General features: G+C 60.0%; 10 protein-coding genes and 1 pseudogene. 7 read left to right on the top strand and 4 right to left on the bottom strand.

Features of this window, described 5'->3' with window-relative positions; all coding sequences use genetic code 11:
* Positions 1 to 203 precede the first annotated feature (203 nt).
* Positions 204 to 1,018 (bottom strand): annotated as a pseudogene (locus ACZ1JM_RS03285) (IS5 family transposase).
* 549 nt (positions 1,019 to 1,567) lie between these two features.
* On the opposite strand from ACZ1JM_RS03285, the gene ACZ1JM_RS03280 reads away from it, so the two are divergent.
* Positions 1,568 to 3,964 (top strand): TonB-dependent receptor, encoded by a 2,397-nt coding sequence (locus ACZ1JM_RS03280; protein WP_465131710.1) that lies wholly within the window; start codon positions 1,568 to 1,570, stop codon positions 3,962 to 3,964.
* A gap of 90 nt (positions 3,965 to 4,054) precedes the next feature.
* On the opposite strand, the gene ACZ1JM_RS03275 is transcribed toward ACZ1JM_RS03280, so the two are convergent.
* Positions 4,055 to 4,705 carry a TetR/AcrR family transcriptional regulator gene (locus ACZ1JM_RS03275; protein WP_465132569.1) on the bottom strand — a complete coding sequence of 217 codons (651 nt, stop codon included), beginning with the start codon at positions 4,703 to 4,705 and terminating at the stop codon, positions 4,055 to 4,057.
* Positions 4,706 to 4,819: 114 nt separating this feature from the next.
* Here ACZ1JM_RS03275 and ACZ1JM_RS03270 point away from each other — a divergent pair, with 114 nt between their 5' ends.
* The 6 genes from ACZ1JM_RS03270 to ACZ1JM_RS03245 all read left to right on the top strand — a co-directional run bounded on the left by ACZ1JM_RS03270 (position 4,820) and on the right by ACZ1JM_RS03245 (position 10,081).
* Positions 4,820 to 5,119, top strand: coding sequence for a hypothetical protein (locus ACZ1JM_RS03270; RefSeq protein WP_465131709.1), 300 nt, complete (start codon positions 4,820 to 4,822; stop codon positions 5,117 to 5,119).
* 12 nt (positions 5,120 to 5,131) lie between these two features.
* The gene (locus ACZ1JM_RS03265) at positions 5,132 to 5,893 is read left to right on the top strand and encodes an SDR family NAD(P)-dependent oxidoreductase (protein WP_465131708.1); all 762 of its coding nucleotides are present in this window, start codon (positions 5,132 to 5,134) and stop codon (positions 5,891 to 5,893) included.
* On the top strand, positions 5,890 to 7,080 hold the full coding sequence (locus ACZ1JM_RS03260) for an acyl-CoA dehydrogenase family protein (protein ID WP_465131707.1): 1,191 nt from the start codon (positions 5,890 to 5,892) through the stop codon (positions 7,078 to 7,080). The genes ACZ1JM_RS03265 and ACZ1JM_RS03260 overlap by 4 nt, the downstream gene beginning before the upstream one ends.
* Positions 7,077 to 8,147, top strand: coding sequence for a phosphotransferase (locus ACZ1JM_RS03255; RefSeq protein ID WP_465131706.1), 1,071 nt, complete (start codon positions 7,077 to 7,079; stop codon positions 8,145 to 8,147). Before ACZ1JM_RS03260 ends, ACZ1JM_RS03255 begins: the two co-directional genes overlap by 4 nt.
* Positions 8,144 to 8,932, top strand: a complete 789-nt coding sequence (locus ACZ1JM_RS03250; protein WP_465131705.1) for an enoyl-CoA hydratase/isomerase family protein — start codon at positions 8,144 to 8,146, stop codon at positions 8,930 to 8,932. The genes ACZ1JM_RS03255 and ACZ1JM_RS03250 overlap by 4 nt, the downstream gene beginning before the upstream one ends.
* 150 nt (positions 8,933 to 9,082) lie before the next feature.
* Positions 9,083 to 10,081, top strand: a complete 999-nt coding sequence (locus tag ACZ1JM_RS03245; RefSeq protein ID WP_465131704.1) for an NAD(P)H-dependent flavin oxidoreductase — start codon at positions 9,083 to 9,085, stop codon at positions 10,079 to 10,081.
* A 32-nt stretch (positions 10,082 to 10,113) separates the two neighbouring features.
* Here the strand turns inward: ACZ1JM_RS03245 and ACZ1JM_RS03240 are convergent, their stop codons facing one another.
* Together ACZ1JM_RS03240 and ACZ1JM_RS03235 are read right to left on the bottom strand one after the other, a co-directional pair.
* Positions 10,114 to 11,883 (bottom strand): AMP-binding protein, encoded by a 1,770-nt coding sequence (locus ACZ1JM_RS03240; protein ID WP_465131703.1) that lies wholly within the window; start codon positions 11,881 to 11,883, stop codon positions 10,114 to 10,116.
* Positions 11,884 to 12,020: 137 nt separating this feature from the next.
* On the bottom strand, positions 12,021 to 12,926 hold the full coding sequence (locus ACZ1JM_RS03235; RefSeq protein ID WP_465131702.1) for an NADP-dependent oxidoreductase: 906 nt from the start codon (positions 12,924 to 12,926) through the stop codon (positions 12,021 to 12,023).
* Between the last annotated feature and the right edge of the window lie 47 nt (positions 12,927 to 12,973).

Raw genomic sequence — 12,973 nt, 5'->3', positions numbered from 1 at the left:
ATCGGATGCCAATGCAGGGGGAACATCGTTGCAGGCTATCAATCAGGTAAGCGTCCATGGATCAGCACACGCAGGCGGGCGAGTTTATCGTTGGCCTCGGCAGTCAGCGACATCAAGGCGGAGCGGCTGCATCGCAAGCCGTGCCTGATCGCCCTATACCACCTGTCGCGCAAAAAGGATATGACTCCGGCTAGCGGGACATCTCACCCCACTCTATCCTGAGCGTCCAGACCGCTTCTGGTTTGCACCGTCTGGGTCACCGACTCATTATGCTTCAGCCAAATGCGGATGGAAGCAAGTTGGACTGAAGCCAGGAAGTTGTCGTCTCGTTTGTCGTAGCGCGTAGCGACGGCTCGGAACTGCTTGAGTTTGCTGAAGAAGCGCTCGACGAGGTTGCGGTAGCGATAGAGGAAGGCGCTGAAGACGGGGCGGCGCTTGCGGTTTGGCATCGGCTTGATGTTGGCCCAGGCGCCGCGCGCGGCCAACTCGGTCCTGAGCGCGTCACTGTCGTAAGCGCGGTCGGCGAGCAGGACATCACCATCACCCAGAGTGTCCAGCATGTCGGCCGCGCTACGGCCATCGTGCGCTTGCCCTGCAGTGAGTTTGAGTGCGATCGGCAAGCCGTTGGCATCGACCAGCGCGTGGATCTTGGTCGTCAGGCCGCCGCGCGAACGGCCCATGCAACCGGGTCCCCTTTTTTTGCGCCGTTGGCGCCATGCTGGTGAACCCGGATCAAGGAACTGTCGATCATCTGCACATCGCCCTCGTAAGCCGCTGACACAGCCTCCAATATCCGCGCCCAATGTCCTGCCCGCCGCCAGCAGTTGAAGCGGTTCACGCATGTCGTATGCGGGCCATAGCGCGCCGGAATGTCCGCCCACGGCGCACCGGTTCGAAGTCGCCAGAAGATGCCGTTGAGTACACGCCGGTCATCTGCCCGCTTCACCCCGCGCTCCTTCGTGGGCAGCAAAGGCTGGATCACCGACCATTCGAAATCCGTCAGATCAAGCCGCGCCATCCTACTCTCCTTCAAGAGAGTTGGGTCACGATGCAGCCAATCTGTGAATCCCCTTTATGGGTCTGTGACCTAATCCATAGGCCGGCCACATATGCGTGTCGGATGATGTCTTGGTTGATCACCCGAGAAAATATCTTCGAAGGCGAGGACGCGATCAACCAAACCAGTTCCGCCATACGTGGGAAACTCCACAAGGCACGACCTGCCGCAGTCTGGAGCTACGTCGCGCTCGAAGACGCATGCGAAACTCAATTGTTGGCGGTGACGCCAGGAAGGATGGAGCCGACACGTCACGCGGTGTCGCGACGCAACGCCGATCAGATGCGGTGCGCTATCCAAGGATTCACAACTACAATCGCATGTCAAATCGCATACCTCGGGACCAGTCTAACTCACTGGATTGTCAACGCTTTACGCATCAAGACGGATCTGCTGCGGCATCTAAACCACACGTCAAACTGATTTTGAGGCCAAAATCAAATTCGTCTGGACAGTGCTGCTCCGTTCTCTAGAAAAAGCAGAAATAAGGTTTTTGGGAGAATTAAGGAAATGCGCATTCATCTGGCGGCCCTCTTTGCTGGTGTCGGCTTTTCAACGTTGGCATTCGCCACCGCAGCTTCAGCTCAATCGACAACTGACAGTCCTGCGGCGCCAGAGGCTCGGCAGGGAGTTGATGATATTGTCGTTACGGCGACGCGTCAGGAGCAATCGCTGCAACGCGTTCCAATTGCCGTTGTTGCCGCAAGCGGCGAGTCTCTCGCACAGGCTGGCGTGACGAACCTGTCGAATATCAGTCAGATCGCGCCTGGCGTTCAGATCGCGCCCCAGTTCAAGCCAGGTGACGCGGTGTTCCAGATCCGTGGGCAGGTGCAGGCGGATACCGCCCCGACCATCGATGCCTCGGTCGGCGTCTACTTTGATGATGTGTATGTTGCCCGCTCGGCCGGCTCGCTCATCAATTTCGTGGATATCGAACGGGTCGAAGTGCTGAAGGGGCCTCAAGGCACACTGTTCGGCAAGAACACGACCGGCGGCGCGATCCGCGTTATCTCCAAGCGGCCGACCCATGAGTTTGAAGGCTATGGGCTGGTCAGCTACGAAAGCTACAACCGTGGCAAGCTGGAAGGCGTGCTCAATATCCCCATAAGCGACACGCTGGCGGCGCGCTTTGTCGGTCAGATTGATCGCAAGACCGGCGGATATGCCACCAACTACGTCACGGGTAACAAGGTCGATAAGAACAAGACTTACTTCACGCGCGGGTCGCTCCTTTGGGAGCCAACTGATCGCCTGACGGTATTGGTCAGCGGCGACTATACGCGTGTTCGCGGCAACGGTCTTCAGCAATTCCTGCGCTATTATGTACCGGAAAATGGACCTTTCACGGCGCTAGAAGCAGCCTTTGAGAGTGGTCTCGGCTTCGACGCGGCGGCTGGTACGGCAATCCTGCAGGGCCTTGCTTCACCGCATGGTACGCGTACATCCGGTTCGGATTTGCGCGACGTCACGGCCTCGTCTTACAGCTATGATCCCGTCACGGGTAACATCACGGCGAACGGCGGCAGATCCGACCCAAGAACGCGGAACACGACTTGGGGTGTGCTCGCCAACGTAAGCTATGACCTTGATTTTGCCACCCTAAAATCGATCACCGCGTATCGTAAGGTCAAAACTCAGATCGCCTATGACGTCGATGGCACGGAATTCGCGATCCTCGACAGTAACCAGGCAGTGCGTGCGAAGCAGTTCTCGCAAGAGCTGTTGCTGAACGGCAAGGCGCTGGATGATCGTCTCGATTGGACGATCGGCGGCATGTATTTCGACGAAAGTCCGTTTTCGAGCGATACCGTGATCCCACTGGCCGGCGTTTCGTCGCTTTCGGGCGGGGGCGGTACGACGACAATCGCTGATGCTCGCAACTCTTCATGGGGTGCTTTTGTTCAGGCAACCTACAACCTGACTGAAGCGCTGTCGGTAACGGGCGGCGTGCGTTATTCACATGACAAGCGCGAATTCGATGCGAGTTCATTCAGCCTGACGCCAGCGGGCGGCAGTAGCTGCGTTTATACCGCCGCGAACGGACTAGCGACGCTGCCGAGTTTCAGCGCGCCGTGTACCATATCGTCAACGGCAAAGTTCAACGAGTGGAGCTATACCGGCTCGATCAACTATCAGCTCGATCAAAGCAAGCTGGTCTATCTTCGCACATCGCGAGGTTACCGTGCAGGTGGCTTCAATCCTCGCATCAACGCGCCCGAGGTGGTCGGCTCGTTCAAGCCGGAGATAGTGACCGACTACGAATTCGGCATTAAGGCGGACTGGCTCGATCGCGCCTTGCGCACCAACCTGGCTGTCTTCTACTCCAAAGGCACCGACGTGCAGGTCACCGCGAATGGCATATCGCCCACAAACGGCAACGCGACGACGATCGTGCAGAATATCGGCAAGCGTAAAGTGAAGGGCTTCGAAGCCGACATTGTCGCGCGTCCGGCCAATTTTCTCACCGTCAATGCCGGCGTTTCTTACCTGAACGCGCGGTCCAACAATCCGCTTGCCCCTGACGTGCGTTATGTTGAGTTGACCCCGCCTTGGTCTTGGAACATGGGTGCTAGTGCGGACATGAAGCTTGGCCCGGATCTAAAGGGCACCGCCCGCTTTGATTTTAGCTACCGCGACAAGATGCATGATTCGTCGCAGCCGTTCCGTGGTCCGACGGGGGCCATCATTTATACCGGCTATTATCGTGATGTTGCTCTGATCAATGCACGATACACCCTGCGTCATGAGCCAACAGGCATCGAATTCTCCGTGTTCGGCCGCAATCTTGGAAATGAGTTGTATGAGGGTCGCGCGTACAATGTTGGAGGACTGGGCATAGGCGTCGGAACGCTGGCAGAGCCTCGCGTCATCGGTGCTGAGCTGAAGATTCCTTTCGGCGGACGCTGAGTAAAGTTGCAAGCATCTTGGGATTTAGTCCCAGAGTGCTTGAACATGACAAAAGGCCGGGCTGTTAGCTCGGCCTTTTTCGCGTGTCGCTCAGGCCGTCGGGGAGCGAGGCGCCAAACCTGCAGCCAACTCGTCAACCAGCCGCCTTGCCACTTCCGATGCGCTCAGCGCGCCATCGGGATCGTGCCAGCGTGCTGGCCAGTTCAAAGCGCCAGCAAGGGCGAAAGCTGTCAGCTTGACATCGCGGGGCGCCATGGACCCGTCTGCCACGCCTTCCTCGATCAAGGAGCGCAACGCCTGATCGACATCCCTCTTTCGGGCCCGGAAAAGGGTCGCGCCGTTTGGTGAGAGCATCTCCTCACCCGTGCGGATCACACAGCGGCCAAAATCATCCATGTTGATTTCGGCATAGCGGCGCAGGAATGTCAGCAGCCGTTCCAGACCGGTACCGGGTGTGTTTCGGACTTCATGCGCCGCTTGGCTCAATTGCTCCAGGCCTCGGCTTACGCATTCGATCAGAACCTGCTCCTTGTTGCCTAGATAATGATAGATAGTCGGTTTGCTGATGCCTAAGCCGGTGGCCACATCGTCCAGCGAGGCGGCGTGGAAGCCTCGCAGATTGAACATCCGCACAGCTGCGCGCAACACGGCTTCGCGTTTACGCTCGCGCTCCAAAGCACGTATTTCGCGGCTCTTGAATGGGGAGTTTGGATCACGACTGGCCTCATGCGGCAAAGATATTCTCCTTCCGCATTATGTTGACAAAAAACGCGAGATTAAGCAATCTACTCACGAGTAGATAAGGTGTTGGATGTATGAGAAGCGAGTTGCTGGGGGCGCTAAAGCGACCGTTCCATGCGTTCCGCACGGAACGATCCGAATGCGCTTTGCGGACGACGAGCAGCCTCGGAAAAATTTGATCAGCCTTTTGGAGGCGCTAAGTGCAAAATCCAGGTCATGCATGCGCGCGTTAACGCGGTGGATCTCGGATTTAGCGCGGTGACGGTGTCGGCACTCGGTGATCTGATTGACGGTTCGAGTGCTGGAACCATGGCGATGGTGCGTATAGCGTTTGAGAAAATGGTTGCGGTGCAGGATTGCCCGACTGTGCATCAGCGCTGGCGAAGCCAAGGCTGCCGCGATAGAACCGATTGAAGGAGACGGAGCATGGAATTGAATGATGTCGCGGCGATCGTGACAGGCGGAGCCTCGGGCCTTGGTGCCGCCACGGCTCGGCGCCTCGCGGCAGGTGGAGCCAAAGTCACGCTCTTCGATCTGAACGTTGAGGTAGGAAGGACCGTCGCGCAAGAAATTGGCGGCCAGTTCATCTCCGTCGATGTTACGAATGACGGGGCTGCGAATGCTGCGCTGCTCGAGGCCGAGGAAAAGCATGGCAAGGCGCGTATTCTGGTCAGCTGCGCCGGGATCGCGCCACCCTCGAAGGTCATTAACCGGGACGGTTCCGCCGTCGCGCTCGCAGATTTCGCTAAGATCGTGAACATCAACCTGATCGGCACATTCAACGTCCTGTCGAAGTTTGCCGCACGCATCCTTGATGCCGACTTTATCGGTGAAGAGCGCGGTGTCATCATCAACACGGCATCGGTCGCGGCCTTCGAAGGGCAGATCGGTCAGGCGGCCTATGCGGCGTCGAAGGGAGGCGTTGCCAGCATGGCGCTGCCGATCGCGCGTGAACTCGCACGTTACGGTATTCGCGTGATGACGATCGCGCCGGGCATCTTCTGGACGCCGATGCTCGAATCGTTGCCGGCTGAAGCCCAGGCGTCGCTGGGCAAGCAGGTACCTTTCCCTAGCCGTCTCGGCAGACCAGAGGAGTATGCGCAGTTGGCTGAGAGCATTATCGCCAATCCAATGCTGAATGGTGAAGTTGTTCGCCTCGACGGCGCCATCAGGATGGCACCGCGATGAGCGCGCAGCACGGCACCGGCCTGGGCGCGGAGCGCACCTCCGAACTCGCAGCGAAGGTTGAGGATTTCGTTCGCACGATCGTCGTCCCCTATGAGCAGGATCCCCGGCGGGACCATCACGGCGCGCCGACTGATGAACTGGTCATGGAACTCAAGGACAAGGCGCGCGAGGCTGGCGTACTGACGCCGCACGTCATGGCTGATGGCAACCACCTGAGCCAGCGCGAGACGGCTCAGGTCCTGATCGCGTCCGGCCTATCGCCGCTTGGGCCGCATGCCTGCAACACCCAGGCCCCGGACGAAGGCAATATTTATCTGCTGAACAAGGTCGGCGGGCCTATGATCAAGGATCGCTTCCTTAAGCCGCTCGTGGAAGGGCGCGCACGTTCGGCCTTCTTCATGACCGAACCTGCCGAGACAGGCGGCGCCGGATCGGATCCGTCCATGATGAAGACGACCTGCCGCCTGGATGGCAATCACTGGATCGTCAATGGCCGCAAGGCATTCATCACCGGGGCGGACGGAGCGAAGGTTGGTATCGTCATGGCAAAGGCCGACGAAGGGGCATGCATGTTCCTGGTCGACTTGCCGGACCCGGCGATCAAGATCGTGCACATTCCCAATACCATCGACAACTCGATGCCCGGTGGACACTGCACGGTCGATATCGAGGACTTGCGTGTTCCGGCCGACCAGATGCTGGGTAATGCGGGTGAGGGCTTCAAGTACGCCCAGATCCGCCTCAGCCCCGCGCGGCTTTCCCATTGCATGCGCTGGCTCGGCGCCTGCATCCGCGCGAACGAGATCGCGATTGACTATGCCAACCGCCGCGAGGCATTCGGCAAGACGCTGATCAATCATGAGGGTGTCGGGTTCATGCTGGCTGACAACATGATCGACCTGCGCCAGGCTGAACTGATGGTTTACTGGTGCGCAGACGTACTGGACACCGGCGCACTCGGGACGGTGGAAAGTTCGGTTGCCAAGGTCGCGGTGTCGGAAGCGCTGATGCGCGTGGCGGATCGTTGCGTCCAGGTGATGGGCGGAACCGGTGTAACCGACAAGACGATCGTGGAGCGCGTATTCCGGGAGATCCGCGCATTCCGCATCTATGATGGCCCCACCGAGGTCCACAAATGGAGCCTCGCCAAGAAGATCAAGCGCGATTGGAAGGCGGCGCAAGCATGAGCTCGAGCACCGAAGCCAATGCTGGGACAACTGCGGTTCGCGAGCGCTACAGCTTCGACGAAGCGGCGCTTGGCCGCTGGATGGAGGCCAATGTAGCGGACTACGCCGGACCGTTGAGCGTCGAACAGTTCAAGGGGGGGCAGTCCAACCCCACCTACAAGCTGGTGACGCCGAACCGGTCCTATGTCCTGCGGCGCAAGCCGCCGGGGCCGGTGCTTAAGGGCGCGCATGCGGTAGAGCGCGAGGCGCGGGTGATCGGTGCGCTTGGAAAGACCGGCTTCCCGGTCGCACACGTTTATGGTCTGTGCACCGATGACGATGTCATTGGCAGCTGGTTCTACGTTATGGAGATGATGGAAGGCCGTAATTTCTGGGATGCGACCTTTTCGGACGTCCCACGCGACGAGCGCCCGCTGTATTTCGACGCGATGAACAAGACCATCGCGCAGTTGCACAGCTTCGACCCCGCAGCCATCAGTCTGGGCGATTATGGAAAACCGGGCAACTACTTCGAAAGACAGATCGCACGCTGGTCGCGGCAGTACCTGGAAGACAAGGATGCCGGGCGTGATCCCGGGATGGACCGACTTATCGATTGGCTGCCGACCGCCATTCCGGCCGGCGACGAGACGACCATCGTTCATGGCGACTATCGATGCGACAACATGATTTTCCACCCGACCGAACCGCGTGTGCTAGCGGTTCTGGACTGGGAACTATCGACGCTTGGTCATCCGCTTGCGGATTTCGCCAATCATGCGATGATGTTCCGAATGCCGCCAGACATCGTTGCGGGTCTTGCGGGCGTCGATCTGGCGGGCCTCAACATCCCCACCGAGACGGAGTATCGCGAGGCGTATGCGCGTCACGCCGGGCGTCCTCCGATTCCCGATCGCGACTACGCCTTCTATATCGCCTTCAATTTCTTCCGCATGGCGGCGATCTTCCATGGGATCAAGGGCCGCGCCATTCGCGGCACGGCGGCGTCCGCCCATGCTCAGGAGCGCGCAGCCAAGCTCCCGATGTTGATCGCTTTGGCCGTCGAGAGCATGGAGGCGTGCCGATGAGCGAGCCGTCGGTTCTATTTGAAGTCGCGGAGGGGATCGCAAGGATCACGCTCAATCGGCCGCTGGCGGGCAACGCCATCGATCTGGCGATGGCGCGAGCGCTGGTCGAGGCGTCGATACGTTGCCAGACGGATACCTCCGTCCGCTGCGTGATGCTGACGGGCGCGGGAAGATTGTTCTGCGCAGGAGGCGACGTGGCGCTGTTCAAGGATGCCGGCGATCATGTCGATGCTCTGCTTAGCGATCTTGCTGGCACGCTGCACATGGCGATCGCCGGCTTCGCTCGCATGACGAAGCCGTTGCTGATCCTCGTGAACGGCCCTGCCGCCGGAGCGGGGCTAAGCCTCGCGATCGGCGGCGATGTCGTACTGTGCGCCCGATCGGCGCATTTTACGGCCGCATATGGCGGTATCGGGCTTACCCCTGACGGAGGCATGAGTTGGTGGCTACCTCGCTTCGTCGGTTTGCGCAAGGCGCAGGAGATCATCTTGTCCAACCGCCGCATCAAGGCGGATGAGGCCGAGACGATCGGCATGGTGACACGGATCATCGACGATGGGGATCTGGCGCGCGAAGGCGAGGTGCTGGCGCAGCAGTTGGCCCGCGCCGCGACCGGCGCGCTGGGGGCTGCCAGGGCACTGCTGCGCACCAGTTTCGAAACAGCCTACGAGACGCAGTTGGTAAATGAACTGCAATCGATCGTTCGCGCCGGCGCATCTGATGAATGTCGTGAGGGGCTGGCCGCCTACTTTGAGAAGCGCGCGCCGGATTTCGCAAAGAGCTGACATGGTGGATCATCGCGCTCGGTTCGATCCATATGAGGCTGTTGGCGAAGTCTGATCTTGTATTGCCGGCGCTGGGCAGCCGTCATGCCCTGCAAGGCGCGTATAAAGGCGGCGGTGTCGCCAAGACAACGATAGTGTGGAGGCTCTGTAATGACTATTCGGACCGCAATCACGGATCTGCTCGGTATCGAACACCCGATCGTACAAGGCGGGATGATGTGGGTAGGGAGGGCCGAACTGGCTGCGGCTGTATCCAATGCGGGCGGGCTGGGCATACTTACCGCCTTGACGCAGCCTAACCCGGACGATCTTCGTCGCGAGATCGACCGGTGCCGTGCGATGACGGACAAGCCGTTCGGCGTGAACCTGACCATCCTGCCTTCGGTTACGCCACCGCCCTATGCCGAATATCGTCGCGCCATTATTGAATGTGGAATCAGGATCGTCGAGACCGCTGGTTCCAAGCCACAGGAACATGTTGAAGATCTGAAGTCGCACGGCATCGTCGTCTTGCACAAATGCACGTCTGTTCGTCACGCGCTCTCGGCCGAGCGTATGGGCGTCGATGTCATTTCTATCGACGGTTTCGAATGCGCCGGCCATCCCGGCGAGGATGACGTTCCCGGCCTGATCCTCATACCGGCGGCCGCCGACAAGTTGTCCGTGCCGATCCTGGCCAGCGGCGGCATCGGCGACGGACGCGGCCTTGTCGCTGCGCTGGCGCTGGGTGCGGAAGGCATCAACATGGGAACGCGCTTTTGCGCCACTGTCGAGGCACCGATCCATCAGAATGTGAAGCAATTCATCGTCGACAATGACGAGCGTGGCACAAACCTGATCTTCCGCAAATTCCACAATACGGGCCGTGTGGCTCGCAATGGCGTATCCGACCAAGTGGTAGAGATATCCAAGCGCCCTGACGCCGTTTTCGAAGACATTCGGCCTTTGGTGTCTGGCGCTAGAGGTCGGGTGGCGCTCGAAAGCGGTGATATCGAAGCGGGCTTGGTCTGGGCAGGGCAGGTGCAAGGATTGATCCGCGACATTCCGACGTGCGAGGAGCTATTGAATCGGATCGTCACAGACGCGGAGGCGATCATCAGTCGTCGTTTGGGTGCGTTCGTATCTTCGGATCACGCCCTCGTAGCCTAAGCGATAAGCAGCTGTTCGCTGCAAGGATCCCATCAAGCGAGCAGCAGCACACTCTTGTGGCGATCGGCGTCCCGTCCAAACAGGACGTCGATTTCCGCTTTTCTAGCCGCGAGGACGCGGCTGCGATTGAGACTGCCCTTCTCAGTGCGTTCGAACCGCTCCTTCTGTATCGGCAGATCAGAAAAGACCAGCCTGGTGATGCGCTGCGAGGCGCCACTCACCGTGTCGTTGAAGATGCGCATCCTCCTGGCCACCTCCCCTCGCGCTCCGAGGTCTCCCCAAACCATCAGACCCAGTTCCTCGAACCCTTCGCCCAGCACGACGCATTCCGAGATCAGCCCTTCCAATGCGTCGAGCAGTGCCATGCGCAGCTGTCCCGCTAGAACCCAAGTGCCCGTCGCCATCTTGAAATTCTCGCCCGTTCGACCGGCGAAGAAAAGTCCCGAGATTGGGCTCTTTGGATCGAAATGCACCATGTCGCCCGTCCGGAAAAAGCCTTCTTCGTCGAACGCAAGCGCTGTCACTTCGGGCGCGTCGAGATAACCGGGAGTAACCGACGCCGACTGGATCCTGATTTCATAACGTTCTTCCACCGGTACGAGTTTCAGCCGAACACCGGGTTTGGGCAGGCCCAGCGCACTTGCGACATCGCACGACCACGTCAGTGACACGACACCGTGAGTTTCTGTAGTTCCATAGCCGGAGAAGATGGGGATCTCATGGCCGGTCGCTTCCACGGCCATGGACTGGAACTTGCGGCCTACAGCATCCGGCATGGCAGCAGCGCCGGCCTTTATGAATCGTAATCCCTTCAAGAAGCGCGTGCGGAATGCCGCATCCCTTTCGAGTTCAGGCACCAGCATCACCAGCCCCGCCGGCGGGGAGGCGAATTCTGGAGGCATGAGTTCCTTCAGGTTGCGGACTGTATCGTCGAAGAGGCCTGGGACCGGCTTGCCATCGTCCAGATACAGCGATCGCCCCGCATAGAGGATGTTGTTGAAGACGGTGACACCGCCACCGACATGCGACCAGGGCAACCAGGACAGCTCCTTCTCCGGTGGCCGCAGTCCGACGGCTCCCGTCGTCAGCGATGCTTCGAAGCTAAGGCTGGCGCAGCTCATTCCGTGCGTTTGGAGCACGCCCTTGGGCGTCGCAGTGGAGCCGGAGGTCAGCAATATGCGATAGACGGTGTCGGGTCCGATCGCGTCGAGTGCCGCGTCGATGTCGATCAGATCGGCCTCTTGCTCCAACAGGTCCAGCCCCGAGGCCCCGGTAGTCAGGATCGAGCGACGCTCCTGAGCGCAATGCGCCAACGCCGGTTCGAAAGCGGGCGCTGCATCTGCGAAGACCATCGAGGGCTGAATGAGTTGCAGCACATGCTCCATTCGGCTGCGATCCTTGGCCGTCGAATAGCGCACGGAGATCGGCACGGTGATGAGGCCAGCCAGCATGGCGCCAAGTTGTAGTGCAAGATGATCGATGCTCTCGCCCGACAAGCACATGATCCGATCGCCGGGCGTGAGCCCGCGCCCTAGCAACCCGGATGCGATACGCCGCGCGCGCTCAAACATCGCGCCGTAGGAGGCGGTCACCCACTCACCTCCATCGTCACGCTTCGCGATCAAGATGCGACCGGAAACCGCCGCTGCGCGATCCACCAATAGGTGAGCGAGGGATCGCTCGGCGGGCACAACCGGCAGATCATCCCACAGGCGAATGACACCGTCGGCTTCGGCGTGAAATTGGGGACGGCGCGCCAGAAAGGGAGGAGGCTTGGCCACCAGCGAGCTTGATAGATCCATCGGCGGCGTCATTGCCGGAGAGGCAAGACTGGGCCGCGAGCGAAACGTCTCATGAAAAATCCCCGCAACCTAGAACCATGTCCGCAGCAGCCCACAATACCTGCGATTGATTTCGCCGAAGGTCCGTCAAATTATCCTCACACGCCTGTCACCAAGACGATCTTTCCGCCGCCCGGCCCATTTTGCATGATGTCGTGGGCCTGCGGAGCCTCGTCCAGCGGCAAGGTGCGGACTTGTGGCGATCTTATGCGCCCGGCAGCGACATCCTTGCCGATCTGCTCTAGCCGGGCCTTGTCGGGACGCACACTGCTGAACACAGGCAGAATAGCGAGGCTATCCGTCGGTACCGGATCGGTGGATACGGTCCGAAACTTTCCGCCCGGCTTGATCTTCAGGGCCCAGGGGGTGACGAGCGCTCCACCGACGGTATCGACGAGATGGTCGGATGCGACCGCCAGATCGGCCCGATCGAGCGCGATGGCGCTGTCGGCACCCAGATCTAGCGCGGCTTGCTTGTGCGCCTCGCGCACCGCCGCCACCACGATAGCGCCACGTCGCTTGGCGGCATAGAGGGCGAACCGGCCAACCGCACCTGTCGCCCCGGTGATGACGACCGTCTCTCCCGCCCCCGGTTGCACATCTTCGTCGATTACCTGTACGCCGGTCAAGGCGGGGCAGGGCAGGGCGGCCGCCGCGATGAAGTCCAGATCATCCGGGATGACCGCTACGGTATCGGCAGCGGCAACAGCGAATTGTGCGTAGGCGCCGCCCTTCAGGTTATCGAGCATGACCATGACCCGGGTTCCGGGGGCTAGGTCACTGCCTTCCTCGACGATCCCAGCAACGTCGTACCCGGGAACGTAGGGGAACGTGAGCGGCACGATAGTCGCCAACATGCCCTGCCGCCATTTCCAGTCGGCAGGATTGACCCCGATGGCGGCGACACGGATCAAGATCTCGCCAGCAGCGGGTTGTGGCGTCGGCAGATCCAGCGATTCCAGTACCTCAGGGCCCCCGTACCGGTTTAAAATTACTGCCTTCATCCACTCGTCCTCTTATTGCCTTATCAACAAATAGCCGCATAAGTTAA

The organism is Novosphingobium sp. BL-S-24, from assembly GCF_055521575.1.
Note: the sequence above shows the minus strand (reverse complement) of the source record. Positions and strands in the feature narration are given on the sequence as shown.

Bases quoted from the DNA above. Each gene is read 5' to 3' on its own strand.
- ACZ1JM_RS03280 (WP_465131710.1), top strand. From the start codon at position 1,568: ATGCGCATTCATCTGGCGGCCCTCTTTGCTGGTGTCGGCTTTTCAACG.
- ACZ1JM_RS03270 (WP_465131709.1), top strand. From the start codon at position 4,820: ATGCGTTCCGCACGGAACGATCCGAATGCGCTTTGCGGACGACGAGCA.
- ACZ1JM_RS03265 (WP_465131708.1), top strand. From the start codon at position 5,132: ATGGAATTGAATGATGTCGCGGCGATCGTGACAGGCGGAGCCTCGGGC.
- ACZ1JM_RS03260 (WP_465131707.1), top strand. From the start codon at position 5,890: ATGAGCGCGCAGCACGGCACCGGCCTGGGCGCGGAGCGCACCTCCGAA.
- ACZ1JM_RS03255 (WP_465131706.1), top strand. From the start codon at position 7,077: ATGAGCTCGAGCACCGAAGCCAATGCTGGGACAACTGCGGTTCGCGAG.
- ACZ1JM_RS03250 (WP_465131705.1), top strand. From the start codon at position 8,144: ATGAGCGAGCCGTCGGTTCTATTTGAAGTCGCGGAGGGGATCGCAAGG.
- ACZ1JM_RS03245 (WP_465131704.1), top strand. From the start codon at position 9,083: ATGACTATTCGGACCGCAATCACGGATCTGCTCGGTATCGAACACCCG.
- ACZ1JM_RS03240 (WP_465131703.1), bottom strand. From the start codon at position 11,883: ATGGATCTATCAAGCTCGCTGGTGGCCAAGCCTCCTCCCTTTCTGGCG.
- ACZ1JM_RS03235 (WP_465131702.1), bottom strand. From the start codon at position 12,926: ATGAAGGCAGTAATTTTAAACCGGTACGGGGGCCCTGAGGTACTGGAA.